This window comes from Vibrio penaeicida, from assembly GCF_002933855.1.
Taxonomy (GTDB): Bacteria; Pseudomonadota; Gammaproteobacteria; order Enterobacterales; family Vibrionaceae; genus Vibrio; species Vibrio penaeicida_A.
Window position 1 is genome coordinate 50,451 of the sequence record NZ_BFAQ01000057.1, and the last position, 22,411, is coordinate 72,861.

Sequence of the window (22,411 nt, forward strand, 5' to 3'; positions counted from 1 at the left end):
AGTGAAAGCGAATGAGAGCCTCTGCCGATTAAGTAAGAAGTGCTCTCATTTGCAAACCTAGCTCGCTTGATTGCTCTATCATTCAGCTCCTTCCTCAGTTAAATCTGTATGCGAACGCATCATGTGAAGTTTCTTCACTTTTGCTTTTGGCTAGAAAGTTAACAAGGAATAAGTTAATGAAAAATAAGTATATCCTCCCTATTACAGCTATTGCGCTTGCATCCACCTCACTGACATCTCAGGCAAAAACGTTAGATCTTCCGCCAGGTTGTGAATACGGGCGAGTTAAATCTTATGACTTTAAATCTGAAGACGTACAACAAGCAGTAGACAACGGCTACGATATCTATCAAGACCCGGACTACCAAGAGAACCAGCAAGAGTATCAGGACTTTTTTGAAGCACTGGTTAACTTGTTTAACTCGTTCGACTACTTGCGCGTAGAAGTGCCAAAACACGTCGCCCAAAACGAAGTATTCCGAGCAAAAGGCAATCTGTTTGATCGCTTGGCGTATGTGCGTTTTAACAACTCAGAATTTGGCTACGTCGGGAAAGATAAATCCAACTGGGATGCAAACTCATACCACAACATGAAGTTCTCTAAAACGTATGGATACGGTTTAGTTTGGATAAACAGAGCCAGCGGAATGTGTTCTGCCGAAGGGGTTTGGGTACAGAAGAAACCGAGGATCATCAGCGGTGATGCGTATCAATCCTCTGGCCGTGTCAATGCAAGCGTTCAATACCTTGTCGATAAATTTTCAACGGCTGCGAAAGACCCAAGCGTAAATGCGCGTCTGACCATTCGTGTACGTGACGATCTTTATGGTCGTACGGCATCTAAATCCTACAACTTAAGTAGCCTAAACGGCTCAAAAGTGATCAGCGTTGTCCCAGCGAATGCCGGTATCAATAGCGTTTCGATCAGCTTATCTGATGGTAAATACTCCGACAGCTTATCGCTAGGCTATGTCCACGTTCCGGGCACACCGACTCCACCACCTAACTGCCCAAGGTGCCAACCACTATAATTTGGCAGGTATTATCAAATATTTATCGATTTTAAAGACCTCACATTGAGGTCTTTTTCCCTTGTTAAGCCCAATCACTTCACACTGTAATTCTTAGTGTATAAGCTCACGCATTCACGCTATAAATATTTATAATGAGATCACCACTCACAGTTACCAATACTTACACCTCATTAACAAAAATCATAGTAATATCAAAACAAGGTTATAACGGGGAAGTTAAACAGGAAATCATGGCTAGAAAATATCTAAAACTCAGCGCGCTTTCTCTGACGGTTGCGCTCGTAGGATGTGGCGGTGGCAGTGAAGGCTCAGCAAATGGACAAACAGGACCAGCAGGGAGTACCACCAGCAAACTGAACGTTACCGCGATTGATGGGTATTTGAGAAATGCTAGGGTGTGGCTCGATCTCAACAATAACTTCTCGCACGATACCAATGAGCCGACTGCAACAACTGGGCTGAATGGTAAAGCAACGTTAGATGTTTCAAATATTACCTCCCCTTCTTCCTACTCTGTCGTTGTACAAGCTATAAAAGGCACAACAATAGATGAAGATAACCTCGCCCCGGTGACTCGAAACTTCCTTCTTAGTGCACCTGCAGGGGAGCTTATCGTTACCCCAATAACCACACTGCTTAAACAAAAAATGGATCGCGGTGTTGCGATTGAAACCGCCAAGCAAGAAGTTGCGACCGACTTGCAAATCGAGTTGGACGATTTACTGAAAGACTATAAATCCCAAAACCTCTCAGATGTCGCGTTTGCGGCTCGCGTTTTGGTGCAAACATCGTTAATGCCAGAAAATCAGTCCGCCGCCAATGCTAGACAACAATCGTCAGACAGTAGTATTGAATCGAAAATCAAAGCGATTGGAACCCTGATTAAAACAGAGAAAAGCAACTCAACGACTGATTTTGAAAGCAAGACCGTTCAGTTAACCAGCCAGAATGGAACGGTTACGGCGGTGATTCGAAATGACAGGGACAATGATGGCTATTGGGATCATACCGATTCGCAAGGCAACTTATTGTCTGCAGCCAATTGGAACCCAAATACTCACGGAGCATGGCCTGTTGGTGCAGATTTGTTCCCTACCGACGCTAAAGAATACGCTGATACCGATGGCGATAAAGTAGGCGATAACAGTGATGCCTTCCCAAATGATGCTGCTGAATCGAAAGATTCGGATGGGGATGGCGTTGGCGATAATGCAGATGCGTTCCCTGACAATCCAAACGAACAAAAGGACAGCGATGGGGATGGCGTTGGAGACAATTCCGACTATTACCCGAATGATCCTAATCACTCAGTCATCAGAACACTTGTTATCAACGAAATTTCAACGTCACAGTACACTGACGATCGGCGTTGGATCGAAATTTACAATACTGGCTCCAAAGATATAGAGTTAAGTGATTATTCGTTGAAATCCGGAGCGCGAACTTCTAGCGGCTCAGTATTAAGTAGCCATACGTTTACCTTGCCACAACAAACACTCAAAGCGGGTGCCTATATCCTGTTACAGGCGCGTGATGTGGAATACGATTATGCAGAGACTGGCAGCTCCAGCCAAGTGATCACGTTAACTGCAAATTCACATGTCCCTTATTGGACAGAGAACGGCTTTATCGAACTTGTCCAAATAGCATCACAAAAAACTGCGGATTTTGTCCGATTTGGTGGTAACTACACATCACCAACTTCCAGCAAAAGCTGGATAGGAACATCAACGATTGAACGTTTACCACGAACTCTTGGCAAGAGTCTGGCTCGTGCTGAAAACCACTCAGACACCAACAAAGCGGAAGATTGGACTGTCATTACCTTTCCAACACCAGGTGGAAAGAACGATGTAAACAACTGTACAGCCGATAGTGATAACGACAATATTCCTGACTGTGCAGAGCGTCCAGATAGCACTTACGCGGGTATGAACATGTACAACTGGGGAGCCAGAGAAGGGCAAACCGATATCTTCATTGAAATTGATTACATGGACGCAACCAATAACAATCGCCAGATTGCAGATGAAGGTATTATCCCGAGAAAAGAAGCGCTTGATAAAGTGAAATTCGCCTTTCAAAACCAAGGTTACTCGTTGCACTTCGATACCGGTGCGCTTCATGGGCAGGATCATAATTTGGGCGGAGGCAACGAAGTACCTTACTCAGCCAGTATTGGTATAAGCAGATACTATAATCCCACTACCCTTCAAAGCTACAAGATAGAACATATGGATGTTCGCCGCCGCTTAGTTTTCTATTACATGCTGTTTGCCAATAGCCAACAAGCCAATGGAGCCGCTGGTTCTTCAGGTATCGCTGAAATCAACGGAAATGATTCACTGATCACGCTTGGAAAATGGAAACTCAATAGTCGTTATCCTAGTGCCAAAAACGAGCTCATCAATTATCAAGCCAGTACTATTATGCACGAGTTTGGGCACAACCTCGGGCTACGACATGGTGGTAATGAAAACCTTAACTTCAAGCCCAACTATTACAGCATCATGAATTACATGTACCAACTTGATGGCCTTTCCGTACTAGGGCAAAACGAGGGAGATAGATACTACTTACGCAATTACGATAATGAACTAGCGAATTCTAAGTGTAGAACGACTCCACAAGGTTATGCCACAAGAGCAAGTGATCTTATCAATGGTCCCTTTGGAGCGCATGACAATTTCAAAATCGATTATTCCGATGGCTCTGGTTCACCTCTAGATGAAAACAGCTTAGATGAAACAAAAGGTTTAGGTAGAAGCGTTACCGATAGAGTGGATTTTAATTGCGATGGTGATACGAACGACACTGCGCTTTCATTGGACTTAACCAATACCAGTGCATCCAACCAAAACAACGGTAAAACGGTGTTGAACGACTTTAACGATTGGGCGGCTGTGAGCTTAAAATTCCAAAGCACACCAAGCGGCAATACAGGCGATTCGCGCTCGTCATACAGCAGTAATATGCCAAACCAGCAGCAAGATTACCTGTCCAATGACCAGCAGGAATACATTATAGAAGAGACACCATCAGCAGCATTTTTTGAACGTTTAGAACAAGCGAGGAGTCAATAACTGATGCATAAAATTATGATGACCCTATGCTTAGTTGGTTGGTTAACCGCTTGCTCTCAGGCAGAAACCGAACAAACAAATAATCAGTTTTCAGTTCTTAATGGTGTATTGCATTTCAATCAAAAATTTGTCGACGATTGGAACGAGGAAGATGCCATTCCTCGGTGTTTGAAATGCCGAAAAGAATCCCAGATTAAACATCAGCCGGATGGGCCTGAAATATTCGACCGCTACGTTGACGCAAATGGTCTTCAATTCTTAACCGCCAAAAACATCCGACACACGTTTGATATTGCTCTTGCAGAAAACTCCGTCACGCTCAGTTTCAAACTCATTGATGGGGAAGTTTTTATCTCCATAGATAATGAAAACGATACTTTGATAACAACGGATCAGAAGCAGGTGTTCAATCATTTGAATCACCAACTTTCATTTAGGTTTACCGATGTGTACCGGCCAAAAGAAGTGCCCAATCATCTGTCAAATGAACAGCCGGAGTTTTCTGTCGACTTCCAGCTAAACGTTTCGAAACTTTAGCTTCATGCTTCAAAACAGCGGTAAATACCAAAGAAGCTTGTAGCCTAAACGTAGATCTCACCTTAAAAACAGCTTTCACCTTAAAAACATCAAGGCGACCACTTAAGGGTCGCCTTGTTTCATTTTGCTTTTTTAAACGAACAGATATTATTCCGACTGCTCTTGCGCTGAAAGTAGTTTGCTCAACAATGCAGACAGCGCTTCTCTTTCATCTTTGTTAAGGGATGTTAGCAGCGATTCACTGTTGTTAACATGTGCTTCCAACGCGGTATTCGCCAGCTTTAACCCTTCTTCCGTGAGCGACACTTGAACGCCTCTTCTGTCATTTGGATCAGCGCTTCGAACCACTAAGTTTTTACTCTCTAGCTTGTCGATACGATTGGTCATGGCTCCCGACGTTAGCATCATCGATTGCAACAAATTATGGGGGCAAAGCGTGTAAGGCTCCCCTGACCGTCTCAATGTCATCAACACATCGAACTCGCCAGAGTTGAGCCCAAATTCGGCGAACGTTTTATTCAGCTTTGGCGCAATATGACCGCGCAGCTGCCCAATTCTGCCCAAAATGGCCATTGATGAGGTGTCAAGATCGGGTCGTTGTTCTTGCCACTGACGCAAGATGGTATCCACTTTATCCATTGCTTTACTTTAAGTTAAGAATCTTAATTAGAAATTACTTTAATAGAATCAAAGAGGGCTGGCAATTCTTACCTCTCATATCCTTATCTTTAGATGTAAAAAATCGGTCTCAAAATACACTTTGAGACCGATTCTAATGTAGAGGTATATCGAAAATTAGAGTGGTATGACGTTTCTTTTAAGATGCTTTAACAACGTGTTTCAAGTCCGCTATTAGGCTTTCACTTAATTCCATGTTATTAGCTGAACCATCTACGGCGGCTTTGGCGTCTTCGGCTAACTGCTTCACCTTTTCTGCCATTTTTTCCATCTCTGAAATCTGCCACTGAGCACGATCATGAACATCAGTTGCAGCGGAACGAATTTGATCAATAGAAACCGCTACTTGCTCTGCCTCTTCGTGGCTCGTGTTTTCCTGCATTTTAGACATGGATTCAGCAAACAATTTCGCATCATCGGCAAGCTTAGTACTGGTTGTACTGAGCTCTCCCATCAATGCATTAATTTTTTGAGCATCTTCACCAGATTTGTTCGCCAACCCTTTTACTTCTTCTGCCACGACAGCAAAACCGCGCCCAAATTCTCCCGCCCTTGCAGCTTCAATGGAGGCATTCAGTGCTAATAAATTCGTTTTATCAGAAAGAGAGGTAATGGACGATGCCATATTTTCGATTTGAGCAAACTGTTGGCTAAGATTATCGATCGACTCTTTCAGGTTATCTGCCCACTCGGATGCTTGCGAAAATTCCGCCATAAACTCCGTTTGACGTTTGTTCATCAAATTGAAGTTGTCATGAACACTATGAATTTGCTCTTGAGACACTTCCGCTAAATTGGCTAATTCACCGGACCCCGACGTCACCTCATGAGCTTGATCAACCACAGATTCCGCAAATGCCAAACGCTTTCTAGAAGCCTGATTTACGTTTCCTGCGTTTGATCTCATCGATTGCACCTTGCCACGTGCCTCAGATAAGGTATCCCGACAAACTAAGCCAGCGGTATCTTCAGGGCATTCAGGCGCAACCATATTTTTCTCGACCGATTTCAATGTGATCTTGCTACTAACGATAGACACAATGAAAGGAACACAATAAGTCAGCATAGCCTTTACCACATTGAAATCCGCAGGACCAAGCAATGCATCGAATTGATTTATAAGGTTTAAGATGGAACCGACAATAACAGCGATAATAACTGCACGCTTATAGAGAGCAGACTGCATAACATTCCCTTTATTTATAATTGATTTGAATAGATCTATTTCGAACTATATTCAACTTACCGTAACTATAGCATTTCAGCGAGTACTAATTTGCCCAACTTCAGAACTCAGACCTGAGCTGAAGGAGAAATATTTCAGTTTTATTGGCAGCAATTTATAGAATGTGATGAGTATTCCATCTCAGTAAACCAAACCCTAATCAAATATTGAAGGGGTCGAGATGCACCGTTACCTCTAAAACACATAAAAATTGTTCAAAATACCGAGATAAAAAAAGATGAGGCGGCAACCTCATCTTTTCTGTTATTACGCGATGCTACAGCCAACAACCTTCAAAATACTAGGCTGTTTGAATGCACTAGCTTGCCAATATTTGGAGTGGTAGGCTCAGTAGTTGGTCACCACTTGAACCGATATAAACCATGATCCCCACCAGCGCGGCAACCAACGCCACATACCAGACAAAAGACACCAATTGCCCATAACGATCTAAAGGAAGTAGATGGCTATTATGTCGCGTTCGCCATTCGACGATGATTTCGATGCTGCCCATAATCAAAAGGAAACCGAACAAAGCCATGCCAAATGTGTAGCTTGCAATAATGCCAGCGACAGCCGCGACAATACAGATAGCCAGCCCTGCGACACTGTTGAATGAGAAGCTGATACTCTTGAGTACGTGCCCGCCATCCAATGGCAACACAGGCAATAAGTTAATCAAGTTAAGGAACGCATTAAATACCGCGAGACCCGCAAAGAACACGTCTCCAGTCACCCAATACACCACCAATAAAGCCATCGATAGTACTAAGCCAAACGTCGGACCCATGATAGAAATCACCACGTCCTGCCAGCGGGTGTTAATTTTCTCGTCACTAAGTGCGAGCCCACCCAGAAATGGAATCAGATAAATGCCTTTGGTTTTCATGCCAAAGAATTTCATGGCGCGAATATGTCCATATTCGTGGAACATCAAACACGCCAACAAACCTATGGCAAATTGAAACGAGAAAAACCAAGAATAGGCAGCCAAACTCAACGCGGCGAGTACGCCTTTGATCACCTTTGCGCTTTTTAGCGCTTTCATGCCAAGAGCAAATAACCCAACGACACTGAACTTTCGTTCCTGCTTCACAGGTACAACGGGGGTTTGCCTTTCAATATCTTTGGCGTCTCGTTGCCCTTGCGCCACTAATTGGTTGTCCACTTTCGCTTCATATTGAATATGGAAAGGCTGCCACTTTAAATCAACATTTACTTGGCACTCTATTGCCTGTTCGCCGCTGGTTAATTGAAACGCATGGCTGTGATCCAGCCTTTCTGCATTGGCATCCAATTGCGAGACTAGCGTGTTATCCCAATACAGCTGTTGCCAGCCTGCCATTGAGCCTTCTAGCCTTAATGGTTTTCCTAAAAACTCGATATTAAACAGTTCCACTTGGGTTCCCTGCTACGACAAAAATTAGGCGTAGTTTAATTCAGATAGAGGTACAGAAGCCAGAGCACACCAACAACAATACATTTGATATTCCAAGGTGCTTTAAAGAAAAGCATGACCAATACGATTGGTAAGAACAGTAAACCGAGAATGTACTCTCGCGTCGTCCACTTTTTCTTAGCATCCGATTCGAGATCACTCCAGCCGTCACCTTGGTTAACACCCTCACCTTGGTTAACGTCGTCACCCTGATTGAAATCTGCATTTTGCCACTCAGAATTCGTGCCTTGATTCTCTCTTTGTTCCTGATTTCTCTGTCGCTTGATCGCTCGCTTGCGTTCAGCAATCTGGTTAGGTGTTAGCTCCAATTCAGGCGCCGGTTTCTCTTCCGGTTGCCACCAGCCTTCTTTGGGGTTCTCCCCATTAGCCGCTTTCACCCGTAGCAAGCGCTTGTTTAGTTCGGTCACTTTGCCATACTTGGTGGTGACACCGTGCTGACGCTTCAAATGCACCAACGTTTTTTGCAGCGGAATGCCTTTTTCGGCATCCACCATCGCAACAAAATTGGCGTAGCCTTCCATTGATGCGAAAAGCTCACCTGCTCCCCAGTGCTTACCATCAGGACCATCGAGCTCGATTTGCTTGAGTGTAGCGCGAAAGCGTTTCAGAGTTTTGCGGTCTATCGAGAGCTTCTCGTTAACGACTACACCTGTGACTTCTTGCTTTTGATGCCTTCGCATAACACGGGTTTTATCCGGATGAAGAGTGAAGCCTTCACTCACAACGATTTGTTTTGCGCGCCATAAAAGTGCTTGCGCTTTCTCTGCGCTGTCAGTGGAAAACGTTAAATCGTCGGCATAGCGGGTGTAAGCAAACCCGAGTTTGTCAGCCATACCTTGCAATCTGGCATCTAACCGGCGACACATCACGTTAGTAATCGCAGGGCTACAAGGTGAGCCTTGCGGCAGTCGGCGTTCACCTTGGGCAACAAACCAAGTTTGATCATCCATTTCCAGCTCTTGGGTTTCAGGCTCTGTCGTCAGTAGCCCAAAAACAGTGGCAAGTTCTTCACTGTAACCTTGGGATTGAAACAATCCTTTTACCCGTTTGTAGCTGATGCTAGGGAAGAAGTCCTTCAGATCCATGTTGATGACCACCGCCTTACCGACATGTGGCTGGGCGTTAGACACAATGCTTCTGCCCGTCACGAAACCATGGGCAGCATCGTGCACAGAAAACTTAGCGAGAATGTTGTCTAACAGCCAATATTGCGCGCGCTTTAACCGTGGCATTGGCGCCGAAATATGGCGAAGCCCGCCCGTTTTCTTAGCAATGCTGAATCGTTGATAATGACTGACGTTCGATACGTCTTTTTGGTATGCCAAAAATCGAAGTTCTGAAACCGAGATGCCCATTGCTCCGGCTAGTGCTGCGATGTTTTCAAACGTTGGCAACTCTCGTTCTTCAAGCCTGCCATCATCGTTCTCTTTGTTTTTTAACCCGAGGGAAACGTCATCTCCTAACCAAGTGAATGTCTCTTTTTGCTGGTTATACCATGCCAATGCTCTGTCATAGCGTTTTTGGTTGAGTGCTTGACGAGTTTGCTCTCGCTTTTCTAACGCCGCTTTTTTGCGTTCTTTATGCAGAGCTTCTAATGCTTTTTCAGGGTCAGCGTATAACGAATCTAGATCACTTAGCTCCCTAAGCTTTCTTGTGAGTTCGGATCGGCGTTCAATGAATTCTTGAGTCAGACTTGGCTGTTCGTCATCTTTGTTCCAGAACCCAAGGCGAATCATTTCTTGAAGAATGTATTCATCCTTGCTGCTTTCTCGAATGCGATCGTAAATTTGCTGACGCGTCAGCTTTGGAGCAGAATCGGTCACCGAAGCCTCCTGATGGCTTGCGTTGGAAGAGTTAGAGCGAGACGTTGAGTGAGTGGAAGAATCAGACATAAGCCACCTCCTCAGCCGTAAACCCTGAGATGACGCGTAACAGACGAGTCGTTGAAAGCGATGTTTGGGGCTTTATAGAGAAGGGATTGAAAGATAATGCCAATAAACGAAAAAAGGAACGCAGCGCGACAAGATATTCCTTCGAAGAGTTCTTAGTACTGAGGTTATCAACTCGATGCCGTACGTTACCTATACCGCTCATTGACTTCTGCGAAGTCACACCGCAATAGCGGTATAGGTGACTGTACGGCTCAGTAAAGATAGCATCAGTGATGCGTGGGCAGTCTTTATACCTGAATGGTGATCCACCATTCGAGATGCAAGGTTCTTCTGCCGCGCTGCTGTAGTGTTCTATTGTATTGCTAGTTCTTTGTTCTGCAAGTAAAAAAATTGAGACAGAACTGAATTTTGAGAGGGAGGTAACTATCATGCCGTCACCTCTGTATGTTGCTCTCTTGTGGCTTGCAAGCGAAGCGCTAACATATGCTCACACGGTCCTTGCCTCAGTTTATTACTGTGCCAAAAGTGGCACTGGCACTCACCTTCAACCAACCTCTGATCTTGGTCTATTCGAAGCTTCGACTGAAATTCTTTCCCGTTATCAAGCGTCAGCCCAATTATCTCAGTGCCTTTTGCGCCTTGGTTTAGCTGTGTAACCGACACCAAGTTAGCCTCAACGAAATTGTTCGCCTTTTGCTCTCGTTCATTCGTGAAACGTATTTCTTCTAACGCGATGGGCTGATTGTAAAGATGACGAAGACGATAAACATCTAACGATAAATCGTACAACACCTGCCCAAGTTGACTGTATTGCGCCAATGCCGATTTCACCACACTCACATCCAGCGCTAGCCGAGAAGCTAAACTTGCTGCACTCTCTTGCTGAGTCTCTTTAAGAGCCAAATAGACTCGCTGGCTGGTTAGCTCGTCAACGGTATCTCTTGGAGCTAATAAATCGAACTGCCCTGCCGCCGACCAATCATTCGCGCTCCATCCCGATAAACCCAAGGTAAAAGTCATCCCACCCATGTTCGCGACATAAAACGACGGCATCCCATCGCCAAGCAAGCAAACGTCGAAGCTATCAGCGATGGGCAACAAACGCTCAAGAATCAAAATACGTCGACGCCCCCATGTTCGAATAGTGCGCGCTTCATCTCCAAGGTATAAGGATCGTGCGCAGGTGACGACATCCCCCCAAGGTTCCATCACAATCTGAATGGGCTTGTTTGGGACCAACTCGAAACGCATGGAACGCGGACCGACCCGTTCTTTCTTGCGTTTGAGTAATGCACAAATGTTGTGAATATCCATCGGATGCAGACAGAATTTCACCATCGGAAGTGTCATGGCGGAGCTTACTTGCAAGAAGCCTCTTACCCAAGAGTCGGGTAAATCAATTTTCTTTTCCTCAAAGGCGTCGCTGCCGCCGGTCTGTACATTAAATCCATCAGGGTCGACTTTTAGCTGCGTTTTCCGATAGTCTCGAATTTTTTGGAATTCATCGTACAGCCCTTGGGAATAATCAATGTTTGTCGTCCCATATTCCTTGTCGCTGACGTGCTCAAAGGTGTCGTAGTTGCAGCTGAGCTTTCCATAGCTTGATTCGTCTTCGGAAAAACACTCAAAAAAGACCTGATCAGGGTGAACGGTAATCACCGGGTCGAGCACATACCAAGCGTCCATATCGTGCTTGTATAGGTATTTGAAGTATTGATCTTGCGCTTTATAAAACGGAGCCATGATCTCGCTGGACGCTTTGCCCATAGAAGAAAGTTCCGCTTTTACTGCCTCCAAATCTTCTTTCACTTCACCATGGCGGCTAACGAATTCCGCAAGTAACCTTTCTTCTTCCTGTGCCAACCAAATCTTGTATTCGTCTCGGTTTCTTGGCACAAACCGCATGTCTGAAATCACGACATCATGAAGGGCGGATATCGCCTCTCGGAAAGCGCGTTTTTCCTTTACTTCACCAACGAAAAACGTAGGCGCTCTCGATGTATCAGGTGAAAAAGCAACGTCCGTAGATTGGGAGCCAGAGCGAACTTGGCTTTTGGATGCGTATTGATAATTTACTTTCATGATTCGCGCTCCGTGGCTTTCTTCTCTGGTGTTGAATCTCCCCCATTGGACGAAGTGCTTTCTTTAGACTTATTGCCTTCGTTAGAGATAGCGCCTTCTTTAGATATAACTGAGGGAGGAGAAGTCAATTTAATCGGCATATCGAGGTGGGTATTCGTCTTTTTCAAGTGCAACATGGCTTTAAGGATTTGGGCTTTATCCTTTTGAACCGATGTTAAAGATTGGCGTACCAAAATATCCGACACCATTTCCGTAACCAGTGCGCTGCAATCCGCTTGTTCGGTTAAAAATTTCAATACTCTGTCTTTTGCTACACGGCCACGGTTAACTCGGCTCAGCACCGATAAAAAATAGGGCTTCAATGCCAATAACATACCTTCATCATTTGCGGCGTACTGTGCCAGTAATTGGGTAACAAACAGCTCGACGTTTGCGGCAGGGTGTTGGCTGAGTTTAAGCAGGTACTGTTTACCTTCCGATTCATCAAAAAAGCGCTGTAGAAGTTCTCGCCCAAAGGCTTGTACTCGCTCGTCAGGGTTATCACATACGGCAACAATCGACTCTGGGTTCCAATGCTCTGACGTCATTTGATTACGGCAAAATTCGAACGCAAAGTCCTGTACATCTTGCCATTGGCTGTTGAGTAGCGTTAATACGGGTTCCGGTTCTTCTGGCGATTCATTCGCATTCAATAAGCTTGCAGGTGTTCGCACATATTGTTCAATGGCTAATGCTCTAAGGGCAAAAGTGCTGCTTTGGGCAAGCGAGTACCATTGGCTTGCCGTGAGTGCTCGCTCTAACTGGCGCGCGTTATGACTGTCTGAAAAAACATCATAAGCAAGATCGTGTGCCATTGCCGATGTCGCGGTAGCCAAGCTCATCACTTCATCTAGGGAGTTCAACGACAGCTCACGTTCAAACTCTTGGCGAATAAAGCCGATAATCATTTGCTGTAAATCGCTATCGAGTTCGCGCTTGTGGAGAAGATCAACCAACTTACCAAAAACAAGAGGGCGGTGCTGGCTACCACGCTGGTAAGTCGCGGGCAACGTTTTCAAGACTGCTTGGCGCTGTGATGGGTTGTTTTTGAGTAGCAATTTGAGTAGGTAAGGCAAATTGTCGACCAGCTCTTCGGCACTTTGTTTAGACAGTAAGGCGACACTGTATGACTGAATCTTATGAGAACGGTTGTTTTCAATCACTTCAAAAATCGTGGCGGGTATCTGTGCCCACTCCACATCAACAGCCATCAAAAATTCGCAACCTATCAGTAAATTCGGTGAATGTTGAGAGAGAATCAGCAATTCAATTTGTGATAACGAAAGCGTTGAAATGGCATCTTTACAATGTAAATTAAGCCATTCGGATAACCACTCTGCGTGCTCGAATGTCTCAATGGAATTACCCTCGGAGTGCGGGTCCGTTAGCGTTAAAACAAGGCTCATGAGCAGTTCACTCTGAGTGCTTCTAAACAGCGCTGTTCGCTTCATTCGCTCTTCGAGCCACTTGTGTATTGATGGTTGCCCCATCAAAAGGAGCGCGACCAATACATCGACTGACTTCGACAAGTCTCGGATTTTATCTAATTGCTCTAAAGCAAGATTTTGAGCGACTTCTAAGTCACTGTTGAGTAACGTAATCAAACCTTCTGTGCTTAAGGCGTGGCGTTTTAAGTAGGTTTCTAACAGTGGTAACGCGAAGTTCTGACAAGCAGTGTACGGACGAACCAAGATGCCCACCAAAATATCGGCACTTAACGCGTCAGTGTAACTTGTGTTGTCTTGCAGCGCCCGAACCGCAAAATCACATACAGGTTCGCATTGGCTACCTAGTACTAACTCAAGCAAATTATGAGGCACTTGGTCCCAAAGGTGAGCAAACGCTTCACCCCGACCTTCAAACACGACATCGGGGCTCAGTTTCCAAACATACCCCGCATCGCTTCGTTTATAACGTGGGTTCTCACTTCTCAGCAACGCATTCAAAGTGGAATAACGGGCAAATTCATCGTAGTGATTCACCGCTTTCAATTGACGGCGCCAATTTTGATCGTATTCGTATATTTCCGATGTTTTGGGCTTCTTGCCGTCGCTGTCTTTAAATTGCAGTAAAAGCTGAGTCGCAAACCGAACGAAATCAGGGCTTTCATTAACCCCCAATTGTTTTAACACCCGCCACTGGCGACGAATCAAATAATTATGGGTATGTTGGGAGTGCGCGAGTTTGGCCTCTGGGGACGACAGTTCATTTTCAATATTCAGCCTCCCGTGTTCTGGGGAGTAATGGTGTGTCCACGTTCTTTGGAAATACGGGTTACTTTGTTCCAATCGATAGTATGCGGCGGCAAACATACTGGCATCCAGCCGGAATTCACTCATTTTTAGAATGTAGCGGATACCTTGAAAAGCATTGGGGGCGTACGGAAGTTTGGCGAGAATATCACGTAATGACTGATGCATTTCTCCATCGAAAACGGATTGAAGATACGCTTTCTTCAACAACAGATTAATGCTTTCCTTCGCCGTTCTTTGGGCAATAAAATCATCTATTTGAGTGACAAACTCTTCTACAGAGACAAGCTTAAATCCGCTGACATCCACGTAAATACGTTTGCGCTCAGATTTAGGCGAGAGTGAAATTAGAGATTCCAGTGCGATGGTGGCAAGACGAGCATCTTGATGAGATAGATAAGGTTTAATGACATCGATATTTGCTTCGCTACCGACTCTTCCCAGTGCCCACAAAATAGCGTATTCCAATTGCCAAGTATCGCTGCCTAGCTTATTGGCTATCAAGGACGCCACATCAGGATTTGCCACGGGGCGTAAGCGCCAAATCTGCCGACCTAGCTCATAAGGGCTGGATTCTTGTTCAATGCGATTGATTAGGGTGTTGTGGTCAAATCCGGAGCTCGGTTGTTTAGGTTGGAGTGAAGTGTAAGACGAGAGTGCATTCTGATCTTGGTAGCCTTTGTTTACCTTCGAAACAACCACACTATCAAACAGCCTTTCCGCTTGCTCAAGTGTGACTGGATCTCGGGTTTTGGTGCCTTCTCGTAAGGTACTGCCTTTTCGACCGTATCGAAAATTCACCAAATACCTTAAAGGCTCGCCTGATGTAAGCTCGACAAGATCCACTTCGTAGACTTTATCGGATTTGTCCTTTTGATAACGAAGCCGCGAATTCCTTATCAATTTCATGTTGTCGCCCTAACCCATCTTTAAACATATCGGACGACATTATCAAAAATAATCAATTGGTTACATAACACCACACTGTGAATTAGGCACAATCCACATTTTGAGATTTCGATGCGTATTAAATGGTATTTACTGCCCGAGTTTTTTCAGGAATTCGAGGCGCTCTTTCTCTTGCTCTGTGGGCTGATATGGCTCATCACTCAGTAGGGAAACGTCAAACGAACCTAACGAATACGACGGTTGTTCGCTAACGCCAAAACCTGTTTTCTGACCGGGAAAATCAGACAATTTTTCTAATTGAAGGTAACGCAGTTCGAATTCGAAATCCCCACCTTGTTGAGTGCCATTTTTTAACGAACTATTTTTTAACGAGCTGTTTTTTAAAACACTGCTGTGCGCCTTCAAATGTATTTCTTGGCTCCCTTCTGCTAACGTCTTTGTTTCACGTAGCGATGCAATCGGTTTGCCGCTTGCCGAGAATAGGCTAGCCCGAAGTCGAAACGTCCCGCTCTTTTTGACATCCAACTGAACAGGGATGAGCATGTCGGGACCTTCGCTACCTAATGTGTCTACGCCCGTAATTTTTCCAACTGGAACGTAGAAGCGAAAATCGCCTGTCAGAACATCATCTCCTTGTGCGAACGTGACTTTGGCTTTTACGCGGATTTCTTCTGGCCAATCTTCGCTCGATTTAAATATCGCTTCTGCGCGGTTAACGGTTTGGCTAGCAATGCTTTTCCCGTTCTCTACTCCCCGTAAATCAAACGATACTTGCTGGATATCCAGTGGCGAATCTATCGCGATGCGAATCGGGTTAGGGTAAAAGTAACGATATTGTTCCAGCCTCAATGACGCTTTATGCTTACCATCTAAAATAGGTAATTCCACTTTGTGGTATCGATTTGGATCAAGGGTAATTGGGTTGTCGTCATTAAGCGGTGGCGAGTACGTAGGGTGCTTCAGCTCTTCACTATAAGCACTCGCTATCAACGAAAATTGCTGTTTTATTGGTACCTCTAGTTCAATGGGCTGCTCTGGGAGATCCATAACCTGATCGGGCTGCTCAAATTGGGGAACCTCGGCCTCGTTTTCTTTGAGTTTCACCGCCATTTCTTGTTTGGGTTGACTGTATTTTTCGGAGGTGCTGCCCTTAATGGTGTCTTTGTCATACGACAGATACGTCACCAAAGCCACTAGAATTATGGCAACAGTAATGACAAAGCTTCTTACATAAATATTTCCAGATAAAAATGCAGAGCCAAACACTTTCATAAATGAATCTCGGTTAAAGAATAAAACTGGGCTCTGCCAAATCACAGAACCCAACTAACTGCTGTGCAACGCTTAATATAACGCACCTTTATTGAGCACCCTCAAGCAAGTTGTACGTTAACTGAGACATCGATTGAGAATCTGAGTGTTGGACATAACGATACACGCTGCTCGACCACCAAGAGCTCTGATCTTCTGTATTAACTGTAACGGTTTTGCCGTTACTTAAACTCAAATTGGCGCGTGCCGTGGTCACTTTGCCTTCGTGCTTGTTATCGATAAGGGAGCTGTGAGAATAATCCTCACCCATAAGCAAAGGATAATGCTGCGCCATAAAGCGGGTTACACCACGAGACTGAGCAGTAACCTTGCCATTAAGCCCGACAAACGCAGAACAACTGTTGTAGCTGCCCGCTGACTTTGCGCCACAACTGGAATGCGCAGCGACTACGCCATCGTCGTGCCCAGGAAGGAAGCCTGCTGTTAGCCCCCAGAAATCTGAGCTATCACCAACAATACGTACGCGTGGGACTCGACTATCTGGTGTCGCGGAAAGTTGTCTCGCGTTTGCCACTTTTAAATCGTTCAATACACCAGTATTGCCCGATGTCGGTACCATGCCCAACCACAATGACAGAGCTTGCCTAAGTGTCCAATTACCTGCACCGCCGCCTTCTGCAGCGTTAATCGCAATATCGGCCAATTCTGAACCGCCGCCTGCACCCGCAAAATCTACCGTAGCGATAATGTTGAGTGGCGTTAAGCCTGCGTTTTCAAGCCAGCGTTTTTGGTTATCCAAAATGTGTCGTGCAATAAGATCGCCCGTAGAATGCGTAACAAAAATGCAGCCGTTCGCGCAGGTATTGTTGCGAGAAAGTGATTGAAGCTTTGGCCAAACATAGTCTGATGCAATTTTACCTTGGATCCGTTCATGAGAAGGCCAATCGATACGCTCATCAGAGCGAGATAGCCAATACGATCGCCAACCTTCTTCACCCGCTAATGCGACCTGTTGAGCGTTTGGTTTTTCGCTCAACTGGTCGGCATTAAAACCGTGAATAAGGATAACAGGGTGTTGTGAAATGGCGGCTGAAGCGCCTGTAGAAATGCATGCCATAAGACATGCTAGAGAGCAGATTAACTTCTTCATTTTATAGTTTCTCTTGTGTGTTATAAAAACAACAACAAGAATAGAAGTAAATTATTTAATTACTAAGGCAATAATGTCACAACTCATAATAAATGTTAAAAAATTGTAACATTGTCGCAAATTTTACCAATACAGTCAGCAGTTACTCTCATAGCCCGCCCATCAGCATATACTTAGTTTCTAGATAGTCTTCAATGCCTTGGCGCGCACCTTCACGCCCAAGCCCCGACTCTTTTACACCACCAAATGGGGCAACTTCTGTTGAAATCAGACCCTCATTGATCCCTATCATACCTGCCTCCAGCTGCTCTGAAACCTGCCAGCTTCGTCTTAAGGATTGAGAATAGAAGTAAGCCACTAATCCAGCATCTGTCTGGTTGGCGCGCTCTATGACTTCCTCTTCTGTATCGAAGGTAAAAATCGCGGCAAGAGGTCCAAAGGTTTCTTCATTTGCGACTCTCATATCGTCGGTCATTCCGGTCACTATCATGGGAGAACAAAACAGATTGACCGGCTTTTCTTTAGAGCCCAGTACAAGGCTTGCCCCTTTTTCCAAAGCATCGTTTAAATGGTCATAAACCTTATCCAGCCCCGCTTGATTGATCATCGAACCAATCTGGTTATCGGGGTTGAGCCCATCGCCTACTTTAAGCGTTTCAAACGCCACCTTAAGTTTGGAGACGAAGGTGTCCTGAACCGATCGATGGACAAATATGCGATTCGCACAGACACAGGTTTGCCCTGCATTTCGAAGCTTAGCAATCAACGTCCCTTGAACCGCAGCATCTAAATCCGCGTCTTCAAACACAATAAATGGCGCATTGCCACCCAGTTCTAAAGAGAGTTTTTTCACGGAACCGGATGATTGAGACATCAGCAGTTTGCCCACTTGAGTTGAGCCAGTAAATGAGACTTTGCGAACGGCTTTGCTGTCGGTGAAAGCTCCACCAATGCCTGCCGCATCTCCAGTGAGAATATTGAAAACGCCAGATGGAATCCCAGCCTCTTCAGCTAAAGCACCCAGCGCCAAAGCAGTAAATGGCGTATCGGGAGCGGGTTTGAGCACAACGGTGCAACCTGCCGCTAAAGCGGGACCGCATTTTCTTGTGATCATCGCAGCAGGGAAATTCCATGGGGTTATCGCCCCTACCACTCCAACTGGCTCTTTAGCAATAACAATCCGAGCGTCGGGCTTATGAGAAGGGATAGTTTCCCCGTAAGCACGTTTGGCTTCTTCAGCAAACCATTCAATAAAGCTCGCCGCGTACGCAACTTCACCTTTTGCTTCGTGAATGGATTTACCTTGTTCGGTTGTGATGATGGTGGCGAGATCGTCACTGTTATCCTGAATCAGTTCAAACCACTTCTTAAGCAAGTTGCTGCGCGCTTTGGCAGTAAGAGAGCGCCATTCTTTCTGTGCCAGGCTGGCTTTCGCAATGCACTGTTCAGCTTCTTCTCTGCCAAAAACAGGGACCTGACCAATCTTTTGACCCGTTGCCGGGTTGTACACGGGTTGTTGTTCAGCCGCCTCTCCGATCCAGTTCCCATCGACATAGCAAAGCTGTTTGAACAAATCCATATTTTGCAGTTTCACAGAGTACTCCATTAGGAAAAGTGGTTAACTGCCTAATAGTTGTTCTAAATTCCGGAACAAATCAACCCATTTTTTATTAAACAGTGACATGTATACCCAATCAACTTGAAGGTTCTGCCTAGAAAACACCCGAAAATTGGTTGGATTTTTTTTACTTGATATAGAACAACGTCCTGTATAGAATGCGCAATCTCAAAAATAACAAGGCAGTAAGTATATGAAAAAGCAAGGTGGTTTTACTCTAATTGAGTTAATGGTGATTATCGTTATTCTCGGTATTTTGGCAGTCGCGGCACTTCCGAGACTCATCAACCTGACAGAGGAATCGAAAGAGTCAGTATCGGCTCAAATTGCCTCAACGTTCTCTCGTTCTGTTGAGTACGTATCCAAAGCTCATGACCTACAGGGTCACACTGGTACCGTGACAATGGACGACGGGTCGACGGTTAACTTTAAAGATCGTTCGGACGATAAAGTCGAAATCATGGAATATCCAGTTGTAAAAAACCGCTCTCAGTGTGTTGATATGTGGAACACCGTTACAACAAGCCCACGCGCCACAACAGATAAGGCACTGGCTCAAAGCTCCATGATTGCATCATTTGAAAAAGGCGAGTGTCGTTTTGACTATTACAACGATTACAGCCGTGTGACATACAAATCAGGTGATGGCATTGTCACTTACAGCCTAGACAATAAAGAGAAAGGCGAGCTTCCAGGGCACCCAATCGACGACTAATGGATAAATATATATGTGAGGGTTACGGCTTAGTGATATGCTTATCAGCAATGATTAACGGAGCCGCAGCCATATTTATCATGATGTGATTTTAGCCCGTCAAGCACGGGCTTTTTTGTGCGTGCTTAATTGAGTGGGTTTAGCCGATTTCAATTTGATAATTTAACCGCATTGAATAAGGAGTGATTTGGAAAAACGAATTAAAATCAAGGAGGCGTTTCAGCCATCGCATTACGTCAGAATCATGCTGAACACAGCCAAAGAACGTGATGCGGTTATAGCCTTACGAGTTGTCAGTACAGGTTAAAATCATTTACCTTGCTGGTTAATACAAAGATCTAATACATTAACTTATCGTATTTTTTCTTTTAACTTGAAAATAAATCGGGCTTATGAAGATAAAAACCTTGTGCAAAGTCTACTTCTAGATTTTGAACGACTTCTAAAACATCTTTGGAGTGAACATATTCCGCAACCGTTTTAGCACCTAATTCCTTCGCCATATTTACGACGTTTTTAGTTATCATCCGAGATTCATTCGAAGTATCTATATTTTTAATTAAAGAACCGTCTATTTTTATGATATCAGGTTTAAGATTTAAAATATTTTCCATACTAGAATATCCGCTACCAAAATCATCTATTGCAATCTTGCAGTTGTATTCTCTTATTTTGTTCACAAATTTATTTACAATTGTATAGTCAGTGATAAAGTCAGATTCTAGTATCTCAAATATAATATTTTGGGGTTTATGGAACTGTTTAACTTTTTCATATAAATAGTTAACAAATTTTTTATTGTCTATATCTTCGTAAGATATATTTATACTGAACTCCATATCAACATATTGAAATTGCTGTATCGATTTTTCAACCATCATATGCATCATGGATTCATAAAGCTTAATGTTTTTAGCCATGGATAGGTAGCTGAATGCCGATTGAAGCGTCTTGTTTCTTTCATCTTCCAACCTCATTAAGCACTCGTACTTTGATAAGTTAAGTGAGGTTGTGTCAAAAATGCCTTGAACGTGAGGAATAACCCCATTATTTTCTACTACGTCCTTCAGAAAGATAATGTCGTCAAGTAATTTTTCCTGTTCCTCTTCTTTGTAAGAGACAGTAAGCATATCTAAGTTAATGTCAATTATCTTGTCTATTGCAGTCAAAGAATCATAGGCTTTATGCTCAATTGCCAAGTCTTTAATTGAGCGTCGGATAAAGCTAAAGGCAGTATTAATATAATGAGTTGGTAACCCTATTTTTACATGCACTTCACTTATGTAATTTAATCGATCAAAATATTTTTGGTCGTATTTACCATCGAAAAGTTGATAGATCCATACTGAAATACTTTCTTTATGCCGGTTTAAAACCTTGTCACACCCTAAGAATCTCGTTGCGTACTTAAATTTAAAAATTGACGTGTAAAAATCATCCAATAAAAGATGCATTTTTTCTTCAATGATCGGCTGTACTTTTTTTAAATGTAAAGCATCGTCTTCGGTGAACTGATAGTACTTTAGTACCTTGCTATAATTTTTAGTGCTTTGTTCCGTCTCTACATGATACTTCACTAAAGTGTCTTCCCATTAAATATGCTTTTAAAATCAATCAATACTGATTTTTTATGTAAATCACTTTACATATTAATGATAGTCTTTGTTTTTTGATTTAGACAAGAAAACACAGAACTATTTTAAGAACCTTAGGTTCAGATAATATGTGCAGTACTACGTAGACAGGGTTGATGAAAACAACTAGATAAATTCTCACCAGAGATTATCAATAGATGGCTTGGATGAAGGTTTCTAAGAAATTTCCCCCACTCATATCACTGAGTGAGGGGGTCGAATTAAATATTCTGTTCATTTGGGTGAGGCACTCCTTTCCCTGTTTCTAAGTAGCTTTTTAGGCTCAAACCAAGAAACAACCCCCACTTACAATTACAGTGTCCGAAGAAGGCTCCCAACTCTGGCCACCCTTCATGGGTAAAGCTCAGCGCTGCACCTCGATCGTCCTCTTTAATGACAAAAGAGAAATGTCCCATGTCTGCCCATGGTCCTTCTACGCATTGCCAAACCACTTTTCGGTTCGTTTCCAATGAGATCAGCTGCATTTCCATTTTGTGGTCACACTGAGGACCAAAGAAAAACGAAAGGTTCTCGCCTATCTGTTGTGTCGCTTCTGCCTTTGTCCACCATGAAGATAAGCCTTCAGAAGACGTGACCGCTTGAAACAATTTTTCAGGGGTCGATTCAATGACAATGTGATGATGTATCTTTTCCATGTTACTTTCCTTAGTTATGTACACCAAAAGGTGTACTATTTACTTCAAAAAAAAAGCACTAATCCAGTGCTTAGTTTTGCTCAAACTTATTGGCTATACCCAAGTAACCTCAGGGTACTTGGTTCAGCGAGAATTAACTGGCTTTCAGGCAAGGCAACGATATGAAGATCTAGTCA

General features: G+C 44.0%; 15 protein-coding genes. 4 read left to right on the plus strand and 11 right to left on the minus strand.

The window, feature by feature from the left end:
* Positions 1-176: 176 nt before the first annotated feature.
* The 3 genes from VPNCDNU1_RS26730 to VPNCDNU1_RS26740 all read left to right on the plus strand — a co-directional run bounded on the left by VPNCDNU1_RS26730 (position 177) and on the right by VPNCDNU1_RS26740 (position 4,654).
* On the plus strand, positions 177-1,031 hold the full coding sequence (locus VPNCDNU1_RS26730) for a hypothetical protein (protein WP_104403199.1): 855 nt from the start codon (positions 177-179) through the stop codon (positions 1,029-1,031).
* A 233-nt stretch (positions 1,032-1,264) separates the two neighbouring features.
* A complete protein-coding gene (locus VPNCDNU1_RS26735; RefSeq protein WP_104403200.1) occupies positions 1,265-4,117 on the plus strand; it encodes a lamin tail domain-containing protein in 2,853 nt (950 codons plus the stop codon).
* 3 nt (positions 4,118-4,120) lie between these two features.
* Positions 4,121-4,654: a hypothetical protein gene (locus VPNCDNU1_RS26740; protein WP_104403201.1), complete on the plus strand. Its 534-nt coding sequence runs from the start codon at positions 4,121-4,123 to the stop codon at positions 4,652-4,654.
* 147 nt (positions 4,655-4,801) lie between these two features.
* Here VPNCDNU1_RS26740 and VPNCDNU1_RS26745 read toward each other — a convergent pair whose 3' ends face one another.
* The 9 genes from VPNCDNU1_RS26745 to VPNCDNU1_RS26785 all read right to left on the minus strand — a co-directional run bounded on the left by VPNCDNU1_RS26745 (position 4,802) and on the right by VPNCDNU1_RS26785 (position 19,206).
* A complete protein-coding gene (locus VPNCDNU1_RS26745) occupies positions 4,802-5,293 on the minus strand; it encodes a MarR family winged helix-turn-helix transcriptional regulator (protein WP_104403202.1) in 492 nt (163 codons plus the stop codon).
* A gap of 178 nt (positions 5,294-5,471) precedes the next feature.
* The gene (locus VPNCDNU1_RS26750; protein WP_104403203.1) at positions 5,472-6,518 is read right to left on the minus strand and encodes a methyl-accepting chemotaxis protein; all 1,047 of its coding nucleotides are present in this window, start codon (positions 6,516-6,518) and stop codon (positions 5,472-5,474) included.
* A 358-nt stretch (positions 6,519-6,876) separates the two neighbouring features.
* On the minus strand, positions 6,877-7,956 hold the full coding sequence (locus VPNCDNU1_RS26755; protein ID WP_104403204.1) for a site-2 protease family protein: 1,080 nt from the start codon (positions 7,954-7,956) through the stop codon (positions 6,877-6,879).
* Between the two features lie 35 nt (positions 7,957-7,991).
* Positions 7,992-9,908, minus strand: coding sequence for a reverse transcriptase family protein (locus tag VPNCDNU1_RS26760; RefSeq protein ID WP_104403205.1), 1,917 nt, complete (start codon positions 9,906-9,908; stop codon positions 7,992-7,994).
* Positions 9,909-10,334: 426 nt separating this feature from the next.
* Positions 10,335-11,990 carry a hypothetical protein gene (locus VPNCDNU1_RS26765; protein WP_104403206.1) on the minus strand — a complete coding sequence of 552 codons (1,656 nt, stop codon included), beginning with the start codon at positions 11,988-11,990 and terminating at the stop codon, positions 10,335-10,337.
* Entirely contained in the window at positions 11,987-15,190 is a 3,204-nt protein-coding gene (locus tag VPNCDNU1_RS26770) for a hypothetical protein (RefSeq protein WP_104403207.1), read from the minus strand. Before VPNCDNU1_RS26770 ends, VPNCDNU1_RS26765 begins: the two co-directional genes overlap by 4 nt.
* A gap of 129 nt (positions 15,191-15,319) precedes the next feature.
* Positions 15,320-16,462, minus strand: a complete 1,143-nt coding sequence (locus VPNCDNU1_RS26775) for a hypothetical protein (protein ID WP_145959495.1) — start codon at positions 16,460-16,462, stop codon at positions 15,320-15,322.
* An 88-nt stretch (positions 16,463-16,550) separates the two neighbouring features.
* A complete protein-coding gene (locus tag VPNCDNU1_RS26780; protein ID WP_104403209.1) occupies positions 16,551-17,612 on the minus strand; it encodes a hypothetical protein in 1,062 nt (353 codons plus the stop codon).
* A 148-nt stretch (positions 17,613-17,760) separates the two neighbouring features.
* Complete coding sequence (locus tag VPNCDNU1_RS26785; protein WP_272897591.1) at positions 17,761-19,206, minus strand: NAD-dependent succinate-semialdehyde dehydrogenase; 1,446 nt, start codon at positions 19,204-19,206, stop codon at positions 17,761-17,763.
* A 217-nt stretch (positions 19,207-19,423) separates the two neighbouring features.
* Between VPNCDNU1_RS26785 and VPNCDNU1_RS29270 the strand changes: the two genes are divergently transcribed.
* Positions 19,424-19,945 (plus strand): type II secretion system protein, encoded by a 522-nt coding sequence (locus VPNCDNU1_RS29270; protein WP_104403210.1) that lies wholly within the window; start codon positions 19,424-19,426, stop codon positions 19,943-19,945.
* Positions 19,946-20,313: 368 nt separating this feature from the next.
* Here VPNCDNU1_RS29270 and VPNCDNU1_RS26795 read toward each other — a convergent pair whose 3' ends face one another.
* Together VPNCDNU1_RS26795 and VPNCDNU1_RS26800 are read right to left on the minus strand one after the other, a co-directional pair.
* Positions 20,314-21,522, minus strand: coding sequence for an EAL domain-containing protein (locus VPNCDNU1_RS26795; protein ID WP_104403211.1), 1,209 nt, complete (start codon positions 21,520-21,522; stop codon positions 20,314-20,316).
* A gap of 278 nt (positions 21,523-21,800) precedes the next feature.
* Positions 21,801-22,235 (minus strand): SRPBCC family protein, encoded by a 435-nt coding sequence (locus VPNCDNU1_RS26800; protein WP_104403212.1) that lies wholly within the window; start codon positions 22,233-22,235, stop codon positions 21,801-21,803.
* Positions 22,236-22,411: the final 176 nt, after the last annotated feature.

What these genes read in the sequence shown, in the direction of transcription:
- VPNCDNU1_RS26730 (WP_104403199.1), top strand. Translation starts at nt 177, where the DNA reads ATGAAAAATAAGTATATCCTCCCTATTACAGCTATTGCGCTTGCATCC.
- VPNCDNU1_RS26735 (WP_104403200.1), top strand. Translation starts at nt 1,265, where the DNA reads ATGGCTAGAAAATATCTAAAACTCAGCGCGCTTTCTCTGACGGTTGCG.
- VPNCDNU1_RS26740 (WP_104403201.1), top strand. Translation starts at nt 4,121, where the DNA reads ATGCATAAAATTATGATGACCCTATGCTTAGTTGGTTGGTTAACCGCT.
- VPNCDNU1_RS26745 (WP_104403202.1), bottom strand. Translation starts at nt 5,293, where the DNA reads ATGGATAAAGTGGATACCATCTTGCGTCAGTGGCAAGAACAACGACCC.
- VPNCDNU1_RS26750 (WP_104403203.1), bottom strand. Translation starts at nt 6,518, where the DNA reads ATGCAGTCTGCTCTCTATAAGCGTGCAGTTATTATCGCTGTTATTGTC.
- VPNCDNU1_RS26760 (WP_104403205.1), bottom strand. Translation starts at nt 9,908, where the DNA reads ATGTCTGATTCTTCCACTCACTCAACGTCTCGCTCTAACTCTTCCAAC.
- VPNCDNU1_RS26765 (WP_104403206.1), bottom strand. Translation starts at nt 11,990, where the DNA reads ATGAAAGTAAATTATCAATACGCATCCAAAAGCCAAGTTCGCTCTGGC.
- VPNCDNU1_RS26770 (WP_104403207.1), bottom strand. Translation starts at nt 15,190, where the DNA reads ATGAAATTGATAAGGAATTCGCGGCTTCGTTATCAAAAGGACAAATCC.
- VPNCDNU1_RS26775 (WP_145959495.1), bottom strand. Translation starts at nt 16,462, where the DNA reads ATGAAAGTGTTTGGCTCTGCATTTTTATCTGGAAATATTTATGTAAGA.
- VPNCDNU1_RS26780 (WP_104403209.1), bottom strand. Translation starts at nt 17,612, where the DNA reads ATGAAGAAGTTAATCTGCTCTCTAGCATGTCTTATGGCATGCATTTCT.
- VPNCDNU1_RS29270 (WP_104403210.1), top strand. Translation starts at nt 19,424, where the DNA reads ATGAAAAAGCAAGGTGGTTTTACTCTAATTGAGTTAATGGTGATTATC.
- VPNCDNU1_RS26800 (WP_104403212.1), bottom strand. Translation starts at nt 22,235, where the DNA reads ATGGAAAAGATACATCATCACATTGTCATTGAATCGACCCCTGAAAAA.